Raw genomic sequence first — 24,190 nt, 5'->3', positions numbered from 1 at the left:
CCCTAGTAACTAATTTTCTTAATTATCTTTACAGCTCTTTTATCGTTAGCACTCCCAATCGTTGCAGTAAAACCCGGAGTCCCTTCGATATCCAATGTTACAACCTCATTCATTTCCAAAGGAATAAAATCACCCACCTGCCAACTCATTACTTTGCCGAGGGTACTGTTGGTTTGAGCCATTACCGAGCTGACAACCAGCTCCACATCCATTAATTCTTCTTTCAGGGACATCACCCAGTTAGGGTCAATTTCATCATCTGGCCTTGCCGCCCCAAGTTCTAACTGTTGCTTGATCGGTTCTACCATCGAGTATGGAATAACAAAATAGAAAGCACCGCTTTCTTTACCAAAATCAACATTAAAACGACTTACTAACAATACCTCATTTGGCTCACCAATGTGAACCAGTTGAGGGTTCGTTTCATCACCTACTTTGATTGCTTCTAATTTAATAATTGGTGCCCAAGCTTGCTCAATGCAACGAACCAATTTACCAATGACAATTTCCATGACCCGCAGTTCTGTCGCAGTAAAATCGGTTCTGCTTTTTTGTGCAAGAAATTGCGAACTGCCGCCAAAATAATAATCAACCAAATCATAAACAAAGGTACTGTCAAATAAAATTAAGGCCTTACCCCGGAGCGGCTTAAAGCGCCGGATGGTCATCAAGGTAGGGTTTGGTAAGCTGCCTAAAAATTCTCTATGCTTAACGATCGATAACGCTTCTTGCTTAATTTGTAAATCTTTTGCCATTAACTGATAAATATCATTCGCGAAAAAGCGGGCTGCCCGATCATGAATTTTATCCAGAACAGGTAACTCACCCCTGACAGTACGTTCTTGGTTGGTAAAATTAAGAACTTGTACCTGCTCAGGGTTAATTTCAGAAAAATCATTCTCTGCCTTATTATTTTTTAGGTGAGCTTTTTGTGAGTCAGGAGGAGCGCCCTCATCAGTGGATTTTTCTTCAGCTTCCACAGTATTCAGCAGAGCATCAATCTCTTCCTGCGATAAAATTTCTCTGTCAGCCATAATTTTCTCATTATTTTTATAGCGCTATTGTTTAAGGCCATGGTTTACAATGGCCTTCGAGGCATAAGCAAAATGTATGCCAAATTCAAATAATTCCTAAGGTTGTCATCTGACTGCACACGTGCCAAACTTAAAGGAGTTCGCTTGAAGTAATGTGACATGCTCAGTAAAAATAAGCAATTTTCCAATTTTAGTCATGCTAAACAAACCACATCGGATTGTTTTCGTCCGGATGATGAACAAGAGGTTGAGCTTCTTGCCACTTTGTCGTCGGAGAAAGGACTGCTAGCAAGGGGAAATGGTTCAAGCTATGGGGATTGCTGTCTTAACGATGATGGCGTCATCATTGACACCTCTCGCTTAAATCATCTTTTGTCTTTTGATGAAGATTCAGGGCTTTTAATTTGCCAGGGAAGTGTAACTTTTGCTGATCTCCTCCATATTAACCCCCATTACATCCCTCCTGTTATTCCAGGTACTCTACGCGCTACTGTAGCAGGTGGCATCGCTAATGATGTTCATGGTAAAAACAATCATAATGCTGGAAGTTTTGGTGAGCATGTAGAATGGATTGATTTGCAATTAGGGAATCACAATTTTCACTGTGATCGAAAGACCCATTCGGAATTATTTTATGCAACTATTGCAGGGCTTGGTCTAACAGGCATTATTAAACAAGCGGCGATTAACATGCGTAAGGCCTCTCATTTTGTATCGGTTCGCTACGAAAAACATTATGACTTTACTGGATTGTTACAGCAAATGAAAGGCCAGGGGTGTCAGTTTGATTACCAAGTTGCTTGGCTTGATTTACTGAATGAACCTTGTGCTTTACTATCATTGGCTAATCATTGCGACAGTATGAACCACCCTCAGCCCCCCCGTCATTTTACGGTTCCCAAATTACCGGTACGTCTTGTTAATCCATGGGTAATGAAGCAGTTTAATCGTTTTTATTTTAAATTTCATCCATCAACGCAGAGAACACTCACACTCAAGCAATTTAATAATCCGCTTGATTCAATTTCACATTGGAATCGTTTATACGGTAAAAAAGGGCTTTTACAATTTCAAGCAGTTGTTAATGAAGAAATCTCTATGGAAGCACTTAACGAATTACTAAAAATCATTCACGCTCATCAAGCTGTGCCAACGCTTGCTGTACTAAAATACTTTACTAAAGGGGGAATCGGACTCCTGTCTTTTACCCAGCCTGGCTATACCGTGGCTATTGATTTCATTAATAATCCAAACGCCCAAAAGGCGATTTCGGCGATGAATGAATGGATTACTGAGGCAAATGGGAAGGTTTATTTAGCTAAAGACTTATTGTTGACACAAGAGCAGTTCGTTAAGCAATACCCCAATCATGAGCAATTTTCCCAATTACTCAATCAGTATCAAAGCACAATGCGATCTGATTTAAGTCATCGACTGGGTATCACACCATGAATGCCCGAACATGGATTATTTTAGGTGCTACCTCGATTATTGCGGAAGAATTCGCCCATTTTGCTGCTAATGCTGGCAATAGGTTGATTTTAGTAGGTCGTAACACAGGGCAACTTGCCATTATCGCTGCTGATATACGCCTTCGCTATAAGGTCGACTGTGATTTTATTTTTGCTGATTTTTCGAACGATTCAGCTCAGTTAATGCAAATTCTTCTGCGGGATACTGGAGAGGTTGATTTATTTATCGCCTACAGCTCCATTATAGAGAACTGTGGCTTAACCCAAGAAAACATAAGTCAACTCATCAGAGTCAATATCGAAAGCACCGCGCAATTCATCCACGCTTACATCAATAAACAACAGATCGAGCATCATCTTGTTTTTCTAAGTTCTGTTGCTGCGTGTAGGGGTCGGGCTAAAAATAGTCTCTATGGCGGAAGTAAAGCGGCTATAGAAATTTATTTAGAAGGTCTGCAACAAAGTGCAAGGCCTAACGTTCATATTACTATCGCAAGGCTTGGCTTTATCGATACGGCCCAAACCTTCGGCTCACCAGGAATTTTCTATGCTTCTCCCCCAAAAACTTGTGCCAAAGCATGCTGGCGTGCTGCTATCGCGCAAAAAAGACTGATTTATCATCCTTTTTTTTGGCGCTTCATCATGGGGGTAATTCGCTGGTTACCTTTTCCTCTATATAAAAAATTAAAGTTATAAGATTTCTGCGAACACATCATTTTTGCTTAACGAATTAATTTGATCGTTGGCAAAATATTTTTCACCACGCCAAAAAATTGCAAAATATAAATGATTAATACGATCAAAACTAACAGGTTAAGCAAGCTTTTAATCGCTCCTGGCATCGGGATAAACACATTCACCAACCACAAGACAACACCAAATACGATGATAATGAGGAATAGATTGAGTAACTCAGCCATGGAATTTCCCTATCGGTAGCTTCAAGTTAATTGTAGTACAAAAACAAGGTAATTATCTGATTTTTAAAAATATAGAGTTACCGTTGTTCACTCTATAATGATTTTTCCTGTAAGACCGTATAACCTTTACAATTCGACCTTATAAGAAAAGATTATGTCGCTCGCTAATTCCAACCGATTCGCGCCTTAATACTGGAATTAAGTTTATTTATCTCAAATTTTCCAGATTTCATTTGATACAAAAATCAGCTCATTTTGAGCTGATTTTTAAGGCTGAGTAAAAGGCAATTATTATCGTATCTAGTATTAAACACGACGCTTTAACTTGCCTCCGAATGTAGGTGCTTCTGCATGAGGAGATGGTCTTGCCGGAGCAGGTATTTCTTTACCAAGCATACGTCTAGCAGTAGGAGCTGCACCGCCTGCCTCGTTCCCTACAGCTTGGGTTATACTTATTTCTAATTTGCCAGACTCCAGTCCTTCTAGTTTTTCATCAGGTAAATTACAAATTTGTTCCTTAAACTCGGATACTAACGTTTTAATCAATTTGTTACGGTTCATGGCATAATCCTCACAAAATCTAGCACTCCAACGGAATGCAAACCCATCATAAAACAGTCAATCTAATCCTTGAGTAACTTGTCTCTATGACATCTTTCTAGGAGGTGTTTTGACTTACCGCCAGCCTTACCATCCGTAGAAACTAAATCTTGTCTTTCGTTTGCTAGACTTAGCTTCCATTTTTAGCGGTAAATTCCTTGTTTTTCTTTCACATGGAAAGACATCGAAATTAAATAAGATTTCCATTCTCCTATTCAATTTCTTGCGAATCTTGTAAATTACTAGCATGGCTAGTTATATAAGTTTAGTTCAAGGTTAACCCGACTACAAAATGCATTAGAGTAATTATTATTTGATGAGCTTATCTTCTGGACGGCGGCTCCAAACGGATTGGAAGCTCAGTCTTTCCTCTCCTTATGTCTCCTGGTGACCTCATACCAGCCCCACCCGCTTCTTGCCCTACAGGTTGAATTAAGTTTAACTCTAATTTGCCCGATTCCAGTTCTTTTAGTTTTTCATCAGGTAGCTTCCCAATTTGTTGCTCAAAACGTGATACTAATGTCTTAATCACTTTATTACGGTTCATAGCACAATCCTCACAAAAATTTTTACCCAGTAAGGCCAGTCATATAAGCTTAGTTCAAGCTAACCAGACTACAAAGACCCCTTAATTCGATAAAAAAAATCAGCTAAATTAGCCGATTTTAAAAAGAAAATTAAAGATTATTGTTGTAGGAGTTACTAAATCATCCTTGCCTTTGTAGCTGTAGCTGTTGCTGGAGCTGGTTTTGTCGGTTGTTTCTTAACTGGAGCAGCCGCACCGCCAGCTTCGCTACCTACAGCTTGAGTTAAACTTATCTCTAGTTTGCCAGATTCTAGCTCTTCCAATTTGTGATCTGGTAATTTGCTGATTTGTGCCTCAAACTGAGAAACCAAAGATTTAATAAATTTATTACGATTCATCACATAAATCCTCATAAGACTTAGAAAACTAGCATTATAAGTGTAGCCCAAAAAACATGATCGAGAGACGCTGACTCAAGAAATAAAAAAGATGAGCTAACTAGCGATAATCCATTATTAAAATAATGGCCCATAATATGCTTTTATTGGACTAACGTGCCATATTCTGAAGCCAATTTTCTGCTAAATTTTATTTATACTGATAAAAGTTATACCTTTCTTGAGGAGAGGTTATGGAAAAAGATATCGCTGAAAATTTAGAGTTGTTTAATTTCCTGAAAAAACTCGAGTTTTTCAGTAAGCTAAGCAAAAATGCTTTATGGCCCCTGGTTGATCTTGCAACAATTCGCAATTATTCCCCAAATGAGATAATTATTAACGAAGGAGACAATCCTGTCGGTATCTTTATTCTACGCAAAGGTACCGTACAAGTTTTTAAGACATTAGATGACGGCAAAGAGCTTATCATTACCACGCTCAGTCCTGGTCAAATTATTGGGGAAATTTCTGTTATCGATAAATTAAAAACAACCGCTTCTGTGCGTGCTCTAGATAGTGTGGAGTGCGTTTTTATTTCTGAATGGGATTTTACAACTCAAATCCATGCTTATCCTGAAATTGCCCTTGAGCTTCTACCCATTTTAGCTGCCCGTATTCGCATTATGCATGAGAAAATGATATGAAAGATTCCGAGCTATATCGCAAACAAGCTATTGAATCTGCTCAGGAAAGGGATGAATTTCAAAACGCCATTCGTATCATTACGCCTAAGGCATGGATTTATTTAGTTATTTTTTTAATGTTATTTATCGGATGCCTTTTTTGGTTAATATTTGGACAAATATCCGCTATTGTTGAAGGTCAAGGAATAATCCTGGCTAAAAATGCAGCAATCATTAATGTCATGTCTCCCATCTCTGGAGGCTATGTGAAAGCCGTTTTGGTGAATCCGGGGGAAAAAGTCAAGAAAGGCCAAGTTTTAGCGACATTGACTAATCCAAACATGGCTGCAGAAGCAAAAGAATTGCGCAAATATATCGATCAAGAGAAGACTAAATTAAACAACCTCACTGCAACAGCACAAAAAGAAATTGCAATTCGTTTAAAAAGAATTGAAGAATCAATGAATTATGCAAAAACAATTAATGCTAATTTACAAGAAAAAAAACAGCATCTCGAATCTCTGCTAAAAATCCAGGAAACCGCATTTCAAAAAGGCATTTTGTCTCGACTCGAGCTCAATGACATGCAAGTAGCTTATTATGATGCCAAAGAACAAATCAGTAAAAACCAAAATACACTGGTTGAACTTAATCAAAACAGGAATGATTATATCGAGTCGTGGAACACGAAATTGAGGGAGCAACAGGAAAAAGTTGCCCAATCGGAATTCAACTTACGCAAGCTTCTTGAAAATCTCCAATTAACAGAAACTGTGTACAGCCCTGTCGATGGAGTTATTGCCACAAACTATGTCAAGAAAGGCGATTTTTTAACTGAAAAGCAAACACTAACTAACATCCTCACACACAGTAATGATTTAGAAGTGGTTGCCTTTTTTAATGCTGATGAGGGTAAAAAAATTAAAGTCGGCATGCCGGCAAAAGTCTTTCCAAAACACATTAATGCACTCGAATATGGAGGCATTGTAGGACGAGTAACCTATATCAGTGAATTACCAATTAACCCTCCAAGCATTGAAAGTACAGTTGAGAATCAGAAATTAGTTGATAAATTTATTCAACAAGGTCCTGTTTTTAAAGCTAAAATTTCGCTTGTTCATTCGCCAAATACACCCAGTGGATATTTATGGACAACATCAAACGGACCTAAAGAAAACCTGTCTGTTGGTTCTGTTTCAAGTGTGGGAATTATTGTCAAAAAACAACATCCGCTTTCGATAATAATTCCAGTCATTGAATCAGCAAAAAACTGGATGATAAGTAAAAATGATTAAATTTGACTTTGATCTTGGCTTATCCGAAGTTCATCATAAACGCGTGAAAACGCCCAGCATTCTACAAATGGATGCCATGGAATGCGGCGCTGTATGCCTTGCGATTGTCCTCGCTTATTATGGTTTGCACATTCCTGCGGAAACAGCCCGGGAAGCATGTGGCGTAACACGCGATGGTTCTAAAGCAATTAACATTATTAAAGCTGCTCGCAATATGGGCATGAATGCGGAAGGGAAGCGGATAAAAGATTTAGATTCATTAGGCTATATGCCAACACCTTTCATTGTATTTTGGAAATTTAATCATTTCATTGTGGTGGAAGGAATCATAAAAAATACAGTTTATATTAATGATCCAGCCACAGGGCCGCGCAAGATCACACTTGATGAATTTGATAAAGGTTACACCGGCGTTCTTTTACGTATTACCCCCGGCGAACAATTCAAACCGAGCGGAAAAAAAGAAAAATCCGTTTTCGGGTTATTAAGTGATTATCTTGAAGGGGATCTTGTGGAGCTTGGCTATCTCTTCTTTGTTTCTGCCCTGTTGTCGCTGCCTCAAGCCTCTTTAGCACTATTTATTGAATTTTTTGTTGATAAAATTATTGTTGATAATCAAGAGCAATGGATGCTGGGTTTTGCTTTAAGCATGAGTTTTACAATACTCTGCATGATACTTCTTCTTTGGATCCAGCGATACTATTTGGTGCTCTATAAGATTAGATTCTCAATTAAGAAAATACCTCGATTTTTTAATAAAATATTGCACTTACCTATGTCATTTTATATCCAGAGGGCAACCGGAGATATTTCAAATCGTATTTATATTTTTGATGAAATTTCACAGAAAATTACAGATGGATTTTCTGAGGTTATTATCGACAGCCTAAGCATTATTATTTATACACTCATCATTCTTTTAATTAACAAATATATTGGATTAATTGCAGTATTTATAACCATTCTAAACTTTGCCTCAATTATTATCACCAAACGAATAATCATCGACCTTGGCCGTCGATTCTCCCAAGATCAAGCTAAAATGCATGGTATCGAATACAGTGGTGTACAAATGATGGAAGCACTGAAATTCATGAATGGTGAGAATCGATTTTTCAGCCGTTGGTTAAGCTATAAATCTAAGTTGATTGATTCGCAACAAACCATTGATGTTTATACCGCACTTATCTCGCTACTGCCCAATGCACTGTATTTTTTAAATTTAGTCCTATTAATTATCTTAGGTGCTCATTTTGTGATGCAAGGTACAATGACTGTCGGCGGAATTATCGCAATCTATACTTTATTGCTCCTTTATCCTGAACCCGTCATTAGCATTGTTGACAATTTCTTAAAAATAAATGAATTAAAAGGCGATCTGCTACGGGTAAACGACGTGCTTTTATACAAAGGTAGCAAAGAAAAAAACGAAGAAACCAAGCAAATAAAATCACCCAATTTAGTTGATATTAAAGATGTTTATTACGGCTACTGCAAATTAGAAGCACCCATACTATCAGAGATTAATATCAGTTTAAAAAAAGGAGATAGCGTTGCCATTACAGGTATTTCAGGTGGTGGAAAATCCTCCTTATTAAACTTAATCACCGGGCTTTACGACCCTTGGTTTGGCGATATTTACCTTCATGGTAAAAATATTAAAGACTATTCTCCCGATGAATTATTTAAACTCGTTTCCTACGTGGACCAAAATATCTTTCTTTTTGAAGGAACAATTAGAGACAATTTAACGATGTGGGATGGAAGCATTGATGAAGCAACAATCATAGAAGCCCTGCAAACAGCTTGTGTTTACGATGTGGTGAGTATGAAAGGAGGTTTAGATTACCGCATTCTTGAAGGGGGGGCTAATATAAGCCTCGGACAAGCCCAACGCATTGAAATTGCTAGGGCATTAATCAAAAAGCCTGAATTGATTCTTCTCGATGAAGCTACTTCTGCACTCGATTCAGTGACAGAGGCAAAAATTTATCAAAATTTGAGCAAAATGGATTGTAGTTTTATTATTGTTGCTCATCGCTTAAGTGCGATAAGGCACTGTAATGAAATCATTGTGATCGAAGATGGCGCAATCGCAGAGCGAGGGACGCATAAAGAGTTATTGAAGTTAAACGGTAAATATAAGCAATTCATCGAAAAGGATTACTTACTATGAATGACAAAGAATTTGAGAGAATTGCTCCCGGTTTATTAAAAATAAGACAAGTACTCAGTCGAGAAGATTCTACGAAATTTGCTACTTTTGATAAAAAGAAATTATTAATAGACGCTTGTCTTCATCTTGCTGACTTACATGGGATGACCCTTGATCTTCCGAGCGGTGATTTAGAAGATGATATTGATGAAGCAATGGAACGAATCTCTGTTCACTCAGGTGTTCGTATTCAAAAAATTGCTCTCGAACAAAAATGGTGGGAAAAAGACCATGGAATTATCTTGGCTTTTATTGATGGACTCCCTTGTGTTTTAACACCTAAACAAAATGGCGGTTATGAACGATCAACCCCTCTTGGAAAGGTACCTTTGAAACACCATGAATTATCTGCAGTAGAACACTATGCGTTTTCTTTTATCAAACCGCTACCCGATAAAATAAATAAGCTCTTCGACATTTTGAAGTTCTCGTTTGGCCGCTTATTTTCTGATTTAAGATCAATTCTCTATTTGCAACTCATGTTAAGCTTTTTATTGATGAGTTTACCCATTTTCATGAGTTATTTTTTTAATAATTTTACTCATTTTGTTGAGACCAGCCAGATGACTGTTTTGAGTGTTTCACTAATCATGAATACATTCATTTATTTCTTCTTATCAATTAATCAGTCCATTATGATGCTGCACTTACGTTTCAAAGTGCAAATGCGGATTGAACCTGCCATCTGGGATAGACTGTTAAAATTAAATCCGATTTTTTTTCGCCAATTTAATGCCGGGGATATTGCTTACCGGGCTGGGGTTGTTTCAGCCATTCAGGAAATGCTTACCCAATCCACCGTCCTGTCACTTTTTAGTATTGTCGTTTCCATCGTTTCGTTCGGCCTAATGTGCTATTACAGTCTGACCTTGGCATTGTTATCTTTGTTCAGTTTTATCATCCTTGCTATGTTAATTATTAGCCTGAGTAAACGCTTTTTGACCCATCAACGAAAGGTATATGAGTATGTGATTAAGCAAGCGGGGTTCGTTTTCCAAGTCATTAATGGAATTATTAAATTTAAAGTATCAGCAAGCGAGTATCGGGCTTTTAATATCTGGTCTGACTATTTTTCCAATCTACTCATCGCGAAATTCAAAGCCGAAAAAATAGGTATCTATTTACATATTATTCATGGTTCACTACTTATGGTGGTGACATTAATTCTATTTTGCATTTATTTTTATCAAAAAAATCAGTTGCAAATTGGTACTTTCATTGCATTTAATGCTGCATTTTCCCAATTTTTTGCGGCCCTGATTACGCTAACCACTTTCGTTTCTTCTATTCTCCTTATTATTCCTCTTTTCGAACAATCATTAGTGATTTTCCAGGCCAAAGTTGAGCCTCGTCAACGGGGCGGAAGCCACGTGAAACTAGAAGGAAAAATTCAGATTAAAAATTTATCTTTCCGTTACGACGAAAATCAGCCCCTAGTGTATAAAAATATCAGTTTAACCGTTAATCCTGGTGAAGTTGTTGGACTTACTGGAAGTTCAGGTTGTGGCAAATCTACCTTATTCCGCATTTTACTAGGTTTGGAAAAACCGCTAGACGGCCAGATTTTTTTCGACGACGTTAACATGGATATGATTAATTTATCCTCTTTACGACAACAGATTGGAGTAGTTACACAAAAAAGTGTCCTTGTTCCAGGAACTATTTTAGAAAACATTATTGGTAATGATAAGCGGCTCACCCGTAATGATGCCTGGGACATCGTTTATCAGTTGGGTTTAGAGCATATGATTTCTGGATTCCCGATGGAAATGGATACTTTTATTAATGAGGGCATGCAATCGCTCTCTGGAGGCGAGATGCAACGAGTTATCCTCGCACGTGCCTTGGTGAAAAAACCAAAGATCCTATTCCTCGATGAAGCCACCAGTGCTTTGGATAGTCAAAGCCAATTCAGAGTCCAAGAATACTTGAATAAATTAAAAGTTACTCAATTAGTTATCGCGCACCGTCTTTCCACTTTACGAAATGCAAACCGTATTTTAGTCATTCAGGACGGACAAATCATTCAGGAAGGCAATTTTGATCAGTTAGTGAGTGAACCAGGATACTTCGCTGAGCTAGCCAAACTTCAATTTGCCAATTTACAGAACATAGAAGGCAATCCCAGGTCTAAATAATTAACACACTCAACTAGGGTCTGTTGACATTTCCCATCGCTTCCCTTTCAATAAAAAGATTGAATTTATTTAAGTTGTATTGATTCTTTAATCTGCTCATGGCATTCCTGTTTAGCAAGGATCAATTTTGTGTAGTCAATGGTATCTTCAATCGCTTTATTAAAGGCTCGTTCATTACCATTCCACAATAATGTAATCGCATCAATAGTCTCAAACCCCTCAATGAAATTAAAATTATCATTAATTTCAGGGATTTTGAGTACAGCTAAAAATTCATTATATACGTGCCCACCACTATTAAATAATAAACTCGATGTAAAACACTTGAGAAAAGTAGAGAATTTCTCTAGAGAATCAAACTCCATTTGTCCATTCTCTTTTAAACTTTTCATGCATCTTAACTGGCTTAAAGTAGTTCCTGAAATTGAACATGAAAACGGATTAACCAAGGTTGAAAAATTTTTTTTCGGCCAGGATGCGGTTGGGTCGAAAGTATTTTGATCAGATGGTTTAACAAAATTAAAGCCGTTTTCCGCAAAAATAACATCCCCTTTTGGAACAGGCATATAACTTTTCATTAAACCAAAATGGTTAGAATAATAAGGCATTCGTTTTAGGAACTCTTCTGACATTGGTGCAACTTGACCTTGTTTTGTGATTCTACCGCGGTCTTTTTCAGAGAAAAAACCAGTTCCATAAAGATTAAGCGGCAAAGCTGGGAATTTAGCCATAGCCATCATTACCCCTAACCAGGAGCATTTTAAAATTAAAACTAAAGTGTCCTTCTGTGTATCTGAAAAATGAGAATAACTTTCGCTTGTTTTTATTTTTGCAAAAGCATCCATATACTCTGTGGCAAAATTATCATTCTTTGGCACGATTTGCCCTGCAATATAACCATCGAATTTATTTCGAAGCTCTTCGGAAAGCATAGAATATAAAGCATTATAATGAGCAGTAATATCAGCCAATTTAAGTTGATCAAGAGAGACAAATAATGTTTCATAGGCCAGATGGGTTTCAAAATATCTTCTTGAGGAATCTTCATTTATTACACTTGCATCAGTGGAAATTTCATACTGGCTACCTAATCCACTTTTATGAAATAAATCCATTATTTTCTGGTAATCCTCTGCAGTCTCAACTCCTTTGATGTAGATCTTTTTGAGGTTCTCAGTTATTGCTTCATCTGCTCTATAATGATCCATCAGTAATAAAATTGCTTGACCAAAAGATAATACAACCATAGCGCTACAAATCCATACATATTGAATATAAAAATTACATTCAAAGTATAAATGAAGCAGCTTAAATAAATATTAACACCCTTGATATTTTGGGCTTTTGACACAACGAGATATTTAGCGGATCAATCCTCGACTGTGACCAATCAGAATACCATTCATTAACACGCTTAGAATTCCGATTTTCCACTTTCATAATCAGTAACAGGTAAAGCCAATTCTTTGGGGTATAACTTCCTCGTTTATATAAGAACTTTACCTTTTTATAATGGTTATGAAACAAAATGAGTTGTTTTATTCCTCGATTCCTGAACTAATTAATTTCTTATAAAAATCAGGTTCCGGATAATTGCGATAATTAATCGTTGTATCCATTCCGCCTTTTGCATGATAAAGAATATGGCAATGCATAAACCAAATGCCTGGATTATCCGCATCAAACTGCAACTTCATGCTAGAATTGGGCAGAATCAGTACAGTATCATGTAGTGGACCATCCTCTATGGGCTTACCGTTAATTCCGGTTACTTCAAACACATGTCCATGAAAATGCATGGGATGGGCCATGCCGGAGAGATTAATGTATTCAATCTCAACTCGCTGCCCTTTTTCGATAAGAAAAGGGGTTACTTTAGGCCATACTTCATTATTTATTTTCCAAACATAGGTTTTCATATCCCCTTCAAGCTTATAAGTTAATACTTTATCGACTGTTTTTTTAGATAACGGATTGAGTGCTTTGAATTGGTATTCTTGTGCATTAGTTAACGCCGGGGCCGTTGTATTCGCTTTCTCGCTGAGCTGAGGAATTTTGGAGCCGGGGGTTGCTAGGATCACACCAGTTTGACTATTCGTCCCTTCAGGTTGTGCCAAAATAGGGTAAGCCCCCTCTCCTTCTGGGATAGTAAGAAGAATATCCAACCGATTTGCTAATGCTAATTCGAATTGCTCACTGATTAAAGGCTTAACCGCAGCGCCATCCACAGCAATAGCTTTGCCCGATAATTTCCCTGTATAAATCCAATAATTAGTACTGGCTGAAGCATTAACAAGCCGTAACCGAAGAATTGAGCCTGGTTTTACCCGGATAATTTCTGGATTTTTTAATGTTCGCCTATTTGCCAGATAGGCATCAAATTTTACATCGTTTAAATCCATTTTCATCACTCTGTTTTTCATGTCCATTCCTGCCCCACCCATACCCATTGCCATAGGATGTTTATGGCGCAACTCCTCATAAATTTGCAGAGGATTACGAAAGGTGAAATCTTGCAACATGACAACCGCTTCCTGATCAGCCATTTTCCTTTGAGCTGGATCGTGGATAATTAACGGGGCTGCCATCAATTTCTGAACTTGTAACTCCTCATGAGAATGCATCCAAAATGTTCCGGCTTGAACCAGCTTAAATCGATAGTGCTGTTTTCCACCAACAGGGATAGGCAATTGAGTCACATAGGGAACACCATCTTGATTATTAGGGTCAATTAATCCGTGCCAATGAATCACAATGGGAACATTCGTTTTATTCACTACAAGCACGTTAAATTCTTGACCTTTTACCCCTTCAAAACCTGCTTTACCATTGGGTTGGCGAATATTAAATACGCTACTTTGTTTATCATTCACGCGGATTGGCTCACTGACCACATTTAGTGTGATCGGCTGATTTTCAGCCGAAGCCCCATACAGCATAAATGGTATAATCATTAATACACCAAAGACATGCTTGTTTATTTTTAGGATAAATTTCGAATCCATTCGGAATGCTCCCATGAGAGGTAAATGAGAATAAATGTTTAGTATTAGCTTAGACTATTTCATTAAAGTTCAGATTAACTAATTTTAGGTTGGTCTTAAGCTAACATTTTAGAACATTGCATTACCTGAGTGTTGGATTATAACCCAACCCTTTTATTATTTAATCCATAGCCCTATTGTTATCTACAAGCCCCAAGTGCAATAATCAACGTGTGCAAGATTTAAGGGATAATAAATTGAAGAAGAACAAAAAAAACATTACACAGGGCAAACAAATAAATTTTATGTTTTTTCTATTTTGTATTAGTGTTTATTTTCTAGGTATTTCCAATGCGTCCGCCTTTTCATCCAACTACACCAAATACATTTCCTATTCTGATTTCGGGCGGGGGGAACCCTTGGTTTTACTTCATGCCTTTCCCACGGATAAAAATTTATGGTTGCCGCAACACCAGGGATTGAAGCAATATTTTCGCGTGATTAGTTTAGATTTGTGGGGCTTTGGTTATTCTGAGGGAACTACCGGATCGGCAGTCACAATGGAAGAATATGCCGATGAGGTTGCTCAATTGCTTGATCAGCTTTCCATTAAGAAAGCAATTATTGGCGGTACTTCAATGGGGGGGTACATTGCTCTTGCATTTCTTGCCAAATATCCGGACAGGGTCAATGGACTAATACTCTCAAACTCGCAAGCCATCACCGATAGCCCTGAAATGAAAAAATCAGCTAACTCTCTCGCTTCGGATGTCCTTACTGACGGGACACAAAAGTTTGCAAACGATTTTATAAATAAAGCCTTATCAGCCGAAGCTCCTCAACAAATACGCTTATTTTTACAGAACATACTATTAGACCAAACTCCTTTTGGCTTAGCCTCAGCGCTGCGTGGCATGTCGATACGCCAAGATTTTTCTAACGTTCTTGCGACAACATCTATTCCTATGCTTATTATAACGAGTGATAAGGATACTGTGATTCCGCCCCAACAAAGCGCAAACATGCATGCTTTGGCAAAAAACAGTAAATTAGTGGTTATCTCCGATGCAGGACACTTATCGAACCTGGAACAACCCGAGCAATGGAACAAAGCAGTTATTGAGTTATTTGGGCAGAAAGCTCAGGCTTGATCCAGCTCTCTCTGAACTTTCCAAAACAATCCCATGCATTCTCAGGTATTTTCACTGATGAGTGTTTGCGTTAATTAGCAATGCCTTAACTGCATATTTTTCTGCAACCTCAGGATGATTTGCAGCCAGAGCCAGGTTTGATAAGAATATAAGCGTATCACGATCATTTATCAGCTCCTCAGGCAATTGCTGTGCAAAAAAAAATGCTTCCTGAACATGATTCGCTGCCCATAATGCTTTTACTACCTTTAATCCATATGTTTTTTTCTCTGCTTCATTAAACGTCTTACTGTAGATAACTTTGTAAAATTTTGCACTATCTTGTTGGGCATTAGCTTGTAAAGCAATATTGCCTCCTTCAAGTAAATCTTCAGGGGAATTTAACTCATTCATATCAAACAAACGGTTGTAAAAGGTTAACGCTACTTTAGGTTGGGCAACATAGAGGCTTTCTCGAGCGATTGTTTTGAGCTGTTGTGGGTTGAGATCAGCATTTTCTAAAGCCGCGGTCATTTGACGTAATTGGCGTAAGTAAGAAATGCGTTGAGAGGTATTGGGTTTTGAATTGTAGGCTTGATAGCGTAAAATTAGAAAATCTATCCAGCGCAGTTGATTTAAGATATAGGGGTTAGGAGCATTTTTCCTGAGTTTTTCAGCGTTTTCGCGTGCCTGCTTTATTAAACCTAATCCTATTTCTTGTTCGATTATGCGGATGGAGAGTTGCACATCATGGGGATATAATTTGCTAAATGCCTGCAAATAATTCAATACAGCAGGAGATGGCACACTGTAACTTAATGTTTTTTCTAAAAGACGTTGTGGAAAAAATATAAAAAAAGTGAGGCTAACAACGACAATAACGATGATCACTTGCCACCAAGGAAAGAATGATTGCGCTTTTTTTTCTTCAGCAATCAAAATGAATTTCATTATTAGTCTCGGAAGAACTATAACTTATTGTTTTATCAGAATTATGAGTTGCCTTCAATGGAAACTTCGATGACATTTTACATTGAGCAACATTCGCAAAAGTAAATTGTACAGGCATATATCCTGCAAATTTTACACTCAATTTTTTCTTCTTTCTGGAGTAATCTACGATACGCGCATTTGCCTCAATCAGATAAGGTTGAGTGGGTTCAGTTTTTTGATATTTTAACGTTGTAAAATGACTTGAACCCAAATGGATATATAATTCATCATTGATTTTTTTAAAACCAATGACATTCTTGCTGTTAATCAAATCAGGGTAGCCAAAATGGAGTGGGGATCTAAATTCACGCACCTCACCATTTGTAGTAATAACCCAGGAACCATCAATTTTACCGATAGAGGTTTGATAAAAATCCAAAACCTTTTTAATGTAATCCGAAATAAAAATATTCATCACCGGTTGGTTTAAAGCCCACTGATATACTTTTATGAGCGCTTGCAAGGCGGCAGGATAGCTTGCTGAATAAAAATGATAATAAAGATCAATTGGTTTGTAGCGGTGTGGTTTATCCGTTAATTCTAAAGTTTGGATTACTTTTTCGTAACCATACAAAGGCCCCGCTAAATTATTCATATAATAAAAATCCAAATCGATGGGTGCAAAAACCTGATAATAACCGCCAAGCTCAAGTCCCCTTGGCCGAATACCTGTTAGAGAAGGATCATTTTTATCAATATGAGTACCGCTTACCCCATTAATATTCAATAAATTGTCTTTATAAGTCAGGGCTAGCGCTTCTTTACTCGGATCCGCCAAACCTGACCAAAAGAAGAGATGACATTTTTTATCGGCAGGTGCAAGATTCTTATTGATAAAATCGACTGATCCTGTGATCTCCGTAGCTAAGTTAAATTTATAATTGGGAATGCGCATGCCGTAAGTAGATTCTTCACCCAATTCATTGAATCGTTTACTCTGTGGTTGCCAATTAAGTGGATGGGAAAAAGTATGGGAAGCTATCTCTACCCAAGGAAGAGCAAAAATACTTCGGGCAACTTCCATCAATTCTGGCGATTTTTTAGGTTGGTTACCATTAGGTGCTATTTCTCCCGTAATTACTGAAACACTTGTTGGTATGGGAAATCGCGTCAATATTCGATCGCGTAATTCCACCGCAGCAATACGGCCCCCAATCCATCTTGCCGGATAAGAGAAGCCATCGCCATCAATATGCACTGACATCAGTCGCCGGCCGTTTTCGGTTGTTGTATCGGGAATAGGAAAATCTTGCAACCGTAATGCCTTACGAAAAAATGGGAATGGATTAATTACCCATCTTGTCGATAAATTTGGCATGTATTGAATAACATCAGGTATGAGTGCATACCCCCCCCAAGGCGTGATGGCGACAACGTCGGAGGTTTGTTCGTACACGTTTTTTACCTTTAACAAAATTTGGCTGGACGCAGCGTTTAATACAACAAAATCATAAGGTGTCAGTATTGGCGCTATTTCATGCCCTATAAACTTAGGATCCATCTTTGCTATTCGTAAGGATGCATCAGATTCTTTTTCTGAGGAAACAAATAAACCCAATTTAGTCAATTCCGGATCAGCGTAAGGCACTCCAAAACTATTTAAAAAAACAACTGGAATTTTGTTTTCAATTTGCGTTTGTACCCAGCCCATGAATGAGTCATTTTTTACAGGGTCAATCAACCATAAGACAATACCCGCATAGCGTTTACTTAAATCTCCGCTTGGTAGTTGGGTTATTTTGTTTAAATCAAGATATTTAGGGATGTAGCCCATGTGCTCTAGGATTGGACCAACAAACTGCAATGGGGCCCCAAACCGTACCGGTAATTTATTTGTGTATGCCACCAATATTTGCCGTTGCATTTCCGGGTATTTTCTTATGTAGATGGATTGGAGCAGGCTATCCGTTATCCAAGGAATAAAACCTTGCTTTGACAACTGTTCGGCTAGTTCTTTAGCTTTGTATTGTTGATTTGGTGGCAAATAATCAACAATGATGATGGGTAAATTCATCGCACGAATTTTATTAATTTCTTCAAACAATTGTTTTCGCTCTGCAGGTGGAGTTTCCTCATATGCCCTTTCCTGTTGATGCCATGCGTTGTAAAGAGACTCAATAAGTACTGCATAAATATCCGAATGGATGTAAGGTAGTAATACAAAACCACGGTTTAAAATTATTTTCGCATCAGGATGGCGGATTTTGATTTGACGGATAGTCTCTACCATCCCTTTGATTTGTTTTTCTTGCAGCTTAGGATCATGGACAGCTAAGTAATAAGAATCCAAGGTATCTAAAAAAAATCCCCGGTACCCTTTTTGCCATAAGGGCTCAATGATTTGATTTAAGAAAAATTTTTGCCAACCCGGGTTGGTTTGGTCAAGCACTTTATTGTTATTCCATGCTTCATTTTTTCCAATGACCCAATTAGGCTGAATCAACTTAAAATAAGGAGAGTCTAAAGAAACCTCGCCTAGACTTGCATAAGCGAAAATTTTACTGTTAGGGCAATCCCTTTTCGGATTAAGATCGGAATAAGGATCGACGATGATAATATTGTAATTGCAAAGCTGGTTTACTGGAATCTGTGACCCGTAAAAAACTGCAGCGCTTTGTTGGCTAAATGCTTGGTTGCAAAAAATGATTGCTAGCAGTAATAATCGTTTTAAACTGGGAACGCACACAAATATCCTTTTCATGTCAAAACTGTGGTATTAATAACACAGAATCTTAAGGGCCTGCAATATCTAGAAGGGATTGAAACAACTCCGCCCAGGCAGGGATCCATACGATTTGCGAGGGGCTGTATTAGGTCACTTTCCCCATCAAACAGTTCCTTGTTCACGATGAGCAATATCTTTAATCGTTTCTTTAAGATCCCATTTTAATGAATAATCGATTATTGACTTTAGCTTTTTCAAATTTGGCTTACGATTTTGAATAGTAATGTACTCTTTTCCGTAGGCCTCATCGTAGTTTTGAAAAATGAGCTCCGAGTTTGATCGGGTTACGTCTTTCACCAGATTAGCCAGATTCAGAATACTTATCGATTTGTCGCTGCCAACGTTGACAACTTCCCCAACGCTTTTGTCCGTCATTGCCAATTGATGAAGGAGATGGCACATATCACGTACATCACAGAAAGACCTTGTTTGTTGGCCATCTGCGAAGATGGTAATCGGTTTTCTTTCTAGCGCTTGTTTGACGAATCTTGGCACAACCATGCCATAACGCGATGATTGCCTCGGTCCTACGGTATTAAAGATACGCACAATGACTACAGGAACTTGTTTTTCCTTGTAATAAGCTAATCCTGCAAGCTCATTGCACAATTTGCTTACTGGATAGTTAGCGTGCGTTTTATAAGTGGTTTCAAGAATCAACTTATCGCTTTCTTTCATACCACTTAGTTTTGATCCATACACTTCTGAACTTGAGGCGATGACAATAGGCGGCTTATGTTTTAATCGGCTAATTGCAGTGAGTAAATGCTCCGTAAGATTAATATTGATTCGTAATGTTGCTATAGGATGCTCCAATACATTAAACATGCCCACAATAGCCGCCATATTATAAACCAGTTCACAGTTTTCTAAGATTGGAATTAAATCGGGAAAATTGAGCAGATCGGATTGATAAAAGGTAAAATTAGGGTGGTTAAGATGCTTACTAATGTTATCAAATTTTCCAGTGCTCAAATTATCAATAGCAATTACTTCCTTATTTAAATTCAAATAATAATCAACTAAATATGAACCAATAAATCCTGCTCCTCCCGTGACTAAAATGGCCATGCTATAAGCTCCAATATTGAATGTTGTCATAGTTTTTAGTGGAGTCAGCGAATAAATTAGGAATATCCATAATGATTTTTTTACTGCCCATTTTGGTTAAAAATCGTTCTATACCTGCCTCGCGATAAAAATCATGGGCAACGATAATAATTGCAACTGAAATGTCTTTTATTTCTTCAAATTCCTGAATCTGGATATGATATTTATCGAAAACATAATTTTTATCAACCAAAGGATCGTGAATGAAGTAATTCACTTTTGTTTCATTAAGTTCTTTAATAAATTTAAGGGCAAGGCTATTGCGTATATCAGGGATATTTTCTTTATAGGTAAGGCCAAAAATACCTATCGGACAATCCGGAACTGTAATGCGGTTTTTGATTAAAATATTAATCAGTTCATGCTTAACGAATCTTGTTATCCCATCATTTACTTTTCTTGCTGTTAAAATTAAATCGTGCTGGACGTCGACGCGCTTCGCTTTAAAAGCCAAATAAAGTGAATCAACAGAAATACAATGACCTCCAACAAAACCCGGTTTAAAAGGAACAAAATTCCATTTGGTTTTTGCTGCTTCAATGATTTCATGAACATTGAGATTTAAAGCATGCATGATTTCTGAAAATTCATTCATAAAGGCGATATTCACGTCCCTTTGTGTGTTCTCTAAAATCTTAACTGCTTCAGCAGCCATGATGTTAGAAACAGGATAAGTTGTTTGGCAACACGTCTTATAGACTTCCTCGATGATTTTTAGGCTTTCTTTATTTTGTGCAGAAATTATTTTTGGCGTATTGGCTAATGTGTGTTGAAGATCGTTAGGATTAATTCGTTCTGGTGAATAGCCAATGCTAAAATCCTCGGGGCTTTTTAGACCACTGATTTCTTCAAGCAATGGTTGGCAGACTTCTTCTGTTGTACCTGGATAAACTGTGGATTCAAAAACCACTACATCGCCTTTTTTCAAGATGGTAGCGAGCTGTTTTGTTGCTTTAATTAATGGCTCTAAATTAGGCAATTCGTAATAATAGGCTGGAGTCGATACGCTTACAATATAAAAATCGGCATGTTTAATCGCTTGAAGGTCGGTGACATATTCGATGTTGCTCTCAGAAAGTTCTTCCTTAGTAAACAAATGATTGCGGTCAACATTATTTTTTAATTCGCTTATCCTACTTTTAGAAATATCGTAACCTAATACCGGATTATGTTTACCTAGCGATTGCGCTAAACCTAAGCCAACATAGCCAAGCCCTATGACTGCAATCTTTCTCATGTTCAATCCTTTGATATTAAGAAGTTAATTAAATTATAGAATAATACTCATAAGATACTTAAAACATTAACCACCAAATTATAATACTTGGTGTGTGCAATCTAAAATTAATCAACTACTCTTAGACATAAGAGAAGTCTAGAAAGAAAGGGAGGTCATTTGAAAAAGGTATTAGTAACAGGGGGAACCGGCTTTATCGGTAATTATCTGGTTAGACAGTTACTATCCTTAGGTGTTGAAGTACTGGTAATCGATAAATCCATTCATAGGCCCACTTATTTCGATATTAGTAAAGCTGAACTCATAGAAGGCGATGTACTCTCACAAGGCCTGTTAAGGCAATGCTTGGAGCAGGTTGATACGTGTTTTCATTTGGCTGCTATATTGTCTTTCACTGTGTGTGCTCGTGATTGGCTTTTCAGCCATGCGAATAACGTTTTGGCTTTTAATGGTTTACTAGAAGAGTTGAGACGGGCAAGTCACCCTGTTAAGTTAGTTTATGCCTCATCCTGTGCAGTCTACGGGGATTCTAAAGACCTACCTTCATCCGAGTCACATAAAACTAGCCCTCTTACCTCTTATGGTGCTGATAAATTGTCGAATGAAATTTATGCGCAAGTTATGTCAAACATGTATGGTATAAATTCAATTGGCTTGCGTATATTTAATGTTTATGGCCCCGGACAATTGGAATCAAGTTCTTATGCAGGTGTAATTACATTTTTTAAGAATGCCATCCTCAAAGGGCAGCCCATTACAATCTTTGGCGATGGAAATCAAACAAGGGATTTTATTTATATTGACGACGTAGTACAGGCTCTTTTAGCTGCAGCAAAGAAAGCCTCAAGTCAATCAGGGATTTATAATGTTTGTACCGGACATCCCACTTCTATTTTAGGATTAGCTGAATTAATGATGAAATTATCAGGTAAAAAAGTACCTATTATTCATCAACCTGCCCGACCAGGGGATCCGTATCATTCTCTAGGAGACAATTTGTTAGCTCAAAAAGAATTAGGTTTTAGGCCACTTACCTCGATTGAGTCTGGCCTAGCCAGTCTATTTACCGACTCGACAAATAAACCATCCTAAGACTACCACCATGCATATTACCTCAGTTCGCTAAAATCGCTTCTATAATCTAAGGTAAATGATAATCAACAAAGGCAAAATGTAATGATAATTACTTACCTTGGGCATGCTGGCTTTTGTGTGGAAACTAAAGAAACTATAATTATCATGGATCCATGGTTGTCACCCTATGGTGCTTTTGATTCAGCCTGGTTTCAGTACCCCAAAAACCATCATATGGGTGATTATGTACGTGATTTAATGAATCATAGCCCTAAAAAAAAGTACATTTATATTAGCCATGAACATAAAGACCATTTCGATTTACCTTTCCTAAAAACCATTCAAAATAGGGATTTTTCCATCATTTTAGGTGCTTTTCATCGTGAAATTGTAAAAGAGAACTTAGAAAGGGATCATTATCAATGTAAAGAAATAATAAGTTTAAAAAATAATGAAGAACTTTGCCTACCCGATGCGACCATTACTTTGTTTTTGATTGATGCCGAGCTTGAGTCGGATTCGACCCTTTTGTTACAAACGAAATCGCATAAATTTTTAAATATGAACGATTGTAAGCTGCATGAAAAATTACCTGAGATTATCAATAAGTATAAAGAAATTGATGTTTTTGCTGCTCAATATTCGGGAGCAATTTGGCATCCGACTTGTTATGACTACACTAAGAAGCAATACGAAAAGATATCAGCAAACAAAAAGCATATTAAATTTGAGTTAACCGCAAGAGCGATAGAGACTTTAAAACCTAAATTCTATTTTCCCTCAGCCGGACCAGCCTGTTTTTTAGATCCTCTCCTCCTGCCTATTAATTTCGAAAAACTCAACATTTTTCCAAGGGCAAAGGAACTTATTGCTTACCTTGATACTCGCTGTAAGGATTCGTTGACTCAATGGCCGGAAATTTTTCCGGGAGATACACTAGATATTTCCCATGGTAAATTTATTAAGCTTGCAGAAGATAGAGTGGATGAGAAGGACTTTAAAAAATACATTAAAGGATATGCAAAAGAATATGAAACTTATTTTCATAATCGCACACTCGAAAACAACAAAATTAATCCTGAAAAAGTTTTTTTAGGGCTAAGGGCTGATCTTGAGAAAAAAATTGAACAATTACACCTTGTGCACACCGAGATCACTACCCCTCTTTATTGGCAGATCGAAGATTACCCAAAATTGTATTGCATCAATTTTCATGAAAAAGCACTATGCGTGGTGGATGAAATTGTTGATCGAAATAATTTTTATCATATAAAGGCGCCAGCTTGGCAAGTAAATAAAGTATTAACCAAAGAAATGAATTGGCCGGATTTTGCCCTCACTTTCAGAATGAAATTGTCAAGAAACCCTGATGTTTACCATACATTAATCCATGGATTTTTAACCTTGGATGCTGAATCGCTTGCAAGATTATGCACCTTAATCAAAAATTTTCACGAGAGCCACGAGCGTATGATCATAACCGTTAACGGGAAACGTTATTCCGTGCTTCGTTTTTGCAAGCACCAAGGCGCTGATTTGAAAGAAGGTTGGTTGGAAAAATCCTGCCTTGTTTGCCCAAGGCATCGTTGGCACTATGATATCCTTAATGAAGGAAAGTGCACTACTAATCTTGAATCAATTGAAGCAATCTGCCTTGATGAGGATACCGATTCTTGA

At 37.5% G+C, this 24,190-nt stretch carries 20 protein-coding genes; 9 read left to right on the top strand and 11 right to left on the bottom strand.

Annotated features, from left to right (window positions below):
- Positions 1-2: 2 nt before the first annotated feature.
- Positions 3-1,034 carry a flagellar motor switch protein FliM gene (gene fliM / locus LMI_RS05060; RefSeq protein ID WP_045098826.1) on the bottom strand — a complete coding sequence of 344 codons (1,032 nt, stop codon included), beginning with the start codon at positions 1,032-1,034 and terminating at the stop codon, positions 3-5.
- A gap of 159 nt (positions 1,035-1,193) precedes the next feature.
- Here fliM and LMI_RS05055 point away from each other — a divergent pair, with 159 nt between their 5' ends.
- Both LMI_RS05055 and LMI_RS05050 read left to right on the top strand, forming a co-directional pair.
- Positions 1,194-2,486, top strand: a complete 1,293-nt coding sequence (locus LMI_RS05055) for an FAD-binding oxidoreductase (protein WP_045098825.1) — start codon at positions 1,194-1,196, stop codon at positions 2,484-2,486.
- Entirely contained in the window at positions 2,483-3,202 is a 720-nt protein-coding gene (locus LMI_RS05050; protein WP_045098824.1) for an SDR family NAD(P)-dependent oxidoreductase, read from the top strand. Before LMI_RS05055 ends, LMI_RS05050 begins: the two co-directional genes overlap by 4 nt.
- Before the next feature lie 26 nt (positions 3,203-3,228).
- On the opposite strand, the gene LMI_RS05045 is transcribed toward LMI_RS05050, so the two are convergent.
- From LMI_RS05045 to LMI_RS05030, 4 genes are all read right to left on the bottom strand, one after another.
- Complete coding sequence (locus LMI_RS05045) at positions 3,229-3,426, bottom strand: Thivi_2564 family membrane protein (protein WP_045098823.1); 198 nt, start codon at positions 3,424-3,426, stop codon at positions 3,229-3,231.
- A 306-nt stretch (positions 3,427-3,732) separates the two neighbouring features.
- Positions 3,733-3,987, bottom strand: coding sequence for a hypothetical protein (locus tag LMI_RS05040; protein WP_045098822.1), 255 nt, complete (start codon positions 3,985-3,987; stop codon positions 3,733-3,735).
- A 361-nt stretch (positions 3,988-4,348) separates the two neighbouring features.
- Positions 4,349-4,573, bottom strand: coding sequence for a hypothetical protein (locus LMI_RS05035; protein ID WP_045098821.1), 225 nt, complete (start codon positions 4,571-4,573; stop codon positions 4,349-4,351).
- 155 nt (positions 4,574-4,728) lie between these two features.
- Positions 4,729-4,950: a hypothetical protein gene (locus LMI_RS05030; RefSeq protein WP_045098820.1), complete on the bottom strand. Its 222-nt coding sequence runs from the start codon at positions 4,948-4,950 to the stop codon at positions 4,729-4,731.
- A gap of 233 nt (positions 4,951-5,183) precedes the next feature.
- Here LMI_RS05030 and LMI_RS05025 point away from each other — a divergent pair, with 233 nt between their 5' ends.
- Genes LMI_RS05025 through LMI_RS05010 form a run of 4 tightly spaced genes read left to right on the top strand, consistent with a single transcriptional unit; the run spans position 5,184 to position 11,260 of the window.
- Entirely contained in the window at positions 5,184-5,633 is a 450-nt protein-coding gene (locus LMI_RS05025; protein WP_045098819.1) for a Crp/Fnr family transcriptional regulator, read from the top strand.
- Positions 5,630-6,907 carry an NHLP bacteriocin system secretion protein gene (locus LMI_RS05020; protein ID WP_045098818.1) on the top strand — a complete coding sequence of 426 codons (1,278 nt, stop codon included), beginning with the start codon at positions 5,630-5,632 and terminating at the stop codon, positions 6,905-6,907. The genes LMI_RS05025 and LMI_RS05020 overlap by 4 nt, the downstream gene beginning before the upstream one ends.
- A complete protein-coding gene (locus LMI_RS05015; RefSeq protein ID WP_045098817.1) occupies positions 6,900-9,083 on the top strand; it encodes a cysteine peptidase family C39 domain-containing protein in 2,184 nt (727 codons plus the stop codon). The genes LMI_RS05020 and LMI_RS05015 overlap by 8 nt, the downstream gene beginning before the upstream one ends.
- Entirely contained in the window at positions 9,080-11,260 is a 2,181-nt protein-coding gene (locus LMI_RS05010; protein ID WP_045098816.1) for an ATP-binding cassette domain-containing protein, read from the top strand. Before LMI_RS05015 ends, LMI_RS05010 begins: the two co-directional genes overlap by 4 nt.
- Before the next feature lie 65 nt (positions 11,261-11,325).
- Here the strand turns inward: LMI_RS05010 and LMI_RS05005 are convergent, their stop codons facing one another.
- Both LMI_RS05005 and LMI_RS05000 read right to left on the bottom strand, forming a co-directional pair.
- Positions 11,326-12,507: a hypothetical protein gene (locus LMI_RS05005; RefSeq protein ID WP_045098815.1), complete on the bottom strand. Its 1,182-nt coding sequence runs from the start codon at positions 12,505-12,507 to the stop codon at positions 11,326-11,328.
- 291 nt (positions 12,508-12,798) lie between these two features.
- Complete coding sequence (locus LMI_RS05000; protein ID WP_052679457.1) at positions 12,799-14,265, bottom strand: multicopper oxidase family protein; 1,467 nt, start codon at positions 14,263-14,265, stop codon at positions 12,799-12,801.
- A gap of 236 nt (positions 14,266-14,501) precedes the next feature.
- Between LMI_RS05000 and LMI_RS04995 the strand changes: the two genes are divergently transcribed.
- The gene (locus tag LMI_RS04995; protein WP_231852242.1) at positions 14,502-15,395 is read left to right on the top strand and encodes an alpha/beta fold hydrolase; all 894 of its coding nucleotides are present in this window, start codon (positions 14,502-14,504) and stop codon (positions 15,393-15,395) included.
- Between the two features lie 51 nt (positions 15,396-15,446).
- Here LMI_RS04995 and LMI_RS04990 read toward each other — a convergent pair whose 3' ends face one another.
- The 4 genes from LMI_RS04990 to LMI_RS04975 form a co-directional block, all read right to left on the bottom strand.
- Positions 15,447-16,325: a hypothetical protein gene (locus LMI_RS04990; RefSeq protein WP_045098814.1), complete on the bottom strand. Its 879-nt coding sequence runs from the start codon at positions 16,323-16,325 to the stop codon at positions 15,447-15,449.
- A complete protein-coding gene (locus LMI_RS04985; protein WP_045098813.1) occupies positions 16,303-19,053 on the bottom strand; it encodes a bifunctional glycoside hydrolase/polysaccharide deacetylase family protein in 2,751 nt (916 codons plus the stop codon). The genes LMI_RS04990 and LMI_RS04985 overlap by 23 nt, the downstream gene beginning before the upstream one ends.
- 141 nt (positions 19,054-19,194) lie before the next feature.
- The gene (locus LMI_RS04980; protein WP_045098812.1) at positions 19,195-20,163 is read right to left on the bottom strand and encodes an NAD-dependent epimerase/dehydratase family protein; all 969 of its coding nucleotides are present in this window, start codon (positions 20,161-20,163) and stop codon (positions 19,195-19,197) included.
- A 1-nt stretch (position 20,164) separates the two neighbouring features.
- Positions 20,165-21,439 carry a nucleotide sugar dehydrogenase gene (locus LMI_RS04975; protein ID WP_045098811.1) on the bottom strand — a complete coding sequence of 425 codons (1,275 nt, stop codon included), beginning with the start codon at positions 21,437-21,439 and terminating at the stop codon, positions 20,165-20,167.
- Between the two features lie 159 nt (positions 21,440-21,598).
- Here LMI_RS04975 and LMI_RS04970 point away from each other — a divergent pair, with 159 nt between their 5' ends.
- Positions 21,599-22,531 carry an NAD-dependent epimerase/dehydratase family protein gene (locus tag LMI_RS04970; RefSeq protein WP_045098810.1) on the top strand — a complete coding sequence of 311 codons (933 nt, stop codon included), beginning with the start codon at positions 21,599-21,601 and terminating at the stop codon, positions 22,529-22,531.
- A gap of 84 nt (positions 22,532-22,615) precedes the next feature.
- Complete coding sequence (locus tag LMI_RS04965) at positions 22,616-24,190, top strand: Rieske 2Fe-2S domain-containing protein (RefSeq protein ID WP_045098809.1); 1,575 nt, start codon at positions 22,616-22,618, stop codon at positions 24,188-24,190.

This window comes from Legionella micdadei (assembly GCF_000953635.1).
Taxonomy (GTDB): domain Bacteria; phylum Pseudomonadota; class Gammaproteobacteria; order Legionellales; family Legionellaceae; genus Tatlockia; species Tatlockia micdadei.
Note: the sequence above shows the minus strand (reverse complement) of the source record. Positions and strands in the feature narration are given on the sequence as shown.

Excerpts from the sequence above, each read along its gene's own strand:
- fliM (WP_045098826.1), bottom strand. The coding sequence starts at position 1,034 with ATGGCTGACAGAGAAATTTTATCGCAGGAAGAGATTGATGCTCTGCTG.
- LMI_RS05055 (WP_045098825.1), top strand. The coding sequence starts at position 1,194 with ATGCTCAGTAAAAATAAGCAATTTTCCAATTTTAGTCATGCTAAACAA.
- LMI_RS05050 (WP_045098824.1), top strand. The coding sequence starts at position 2,483 with ATGAATGCCCGAACATGGATTATTTTAGGTGCTACCTCGATTATTGCG.
- LMI_RS05045 (WP_045098823.1), bottom strand. The coding sequence starts at position 3,426 with ATGGCTGAGTTACTCAATCTATTCCTCATTATCATCGTATTTGGTGTT.
- LMI_RS05040 (WP_045098822.1), bottom strand. The coding sequence starts at position 3,987 with ATGAACCGTAACAAATTGATTAAAACGTTAGTATCCGAGTTTAAGGAA.
- LMI_RS05035 (WP_045098821.1), bottom strand. The coding sequence starts at position 4,573 with ATGAACCGTAATAAAGTGATTAAGACATTAGTATCACGTTTTGAGCAA.
- LMI_RS05030 (WP_045098820.1), bottom strand. The coding sequence starts at position 4,950 with ATGAATCGTAATAAATTTATTAAATCTTTGGTTTCTCAGTTTGAGGCA.
- LMI_RS05025 (WP_045098819.1), top strand. The coding sequence starts at position 5,184 with ATGGAAAAAGATATCGCTGAAAATTTAGAGTTGTTTAATTTCCTGAAA.
- LMI_RS05020 (WP_045098818.1), top strand. The coding sequence starts at position 5,630 with ATGAAAGATTCCGAGCTATATCGCAAACAAGCTATTGAATCTGCTCAG.
- LMI_RS05015 (WP_045098817.1), top strand. The coding sequence starts at position 6,900 with ATGATTAAATTTGACTTTGATCTTGGCTTATCCGAAGTTCATCATAAA.
- LMI_RS05010 (WP_045098816.1), top strand. The coding sequence starts at position 9,080 with ATGAATGACAAAGAATTTGAGAGAATTGCTCCCGGTTTATTAAAAATA.
- LMI_RS05005 (WP_045098815.1), bottom strand. The coding sequence starts at position 12,507 with ATGGTTGTATTATCTTTTGGTCAAGCAATTTTATTACTGATGGATCAT.
- LMI_RS05000 (WP_052679457.1), bottom strand. The coding sequence starts at position 14,265 with ATGGATTCGAAATTTATCCTAAAAATAAACAAGCATGTCTTTGGTGTA.
- LMI_RS04990 (WP_045098814.1), bottom strand. The coding sequence starts at position 16,325 with ATGAAATTCATTTTGATTGCTGAAGAAAAAAAAGCGCAATCATTCTTT.
- LMI_RS04980 (WP_045098812.1), bottom strand. The coding sequence starts at position 20,163 with ATGGCCATTTTAGTCACGGGAGGAGCAGGATTTATTGGTTCATATTTA.
- LMI_RS04975 (WP_045098811.1), bottom strand. The coding sequence starts at position 21,439 with ATGAGAAAGATTGCAGTCATAGGGCTTGGCTATGTTGGCTTAGGTTTA.
- LMI_RS04965 (WP_045098809.1), top strand. The coding sequence starts at position 22,616 with ATGATAATTACTTACCTTGGGCATGCTGGCTTTTGTGTGGAAACTAAA.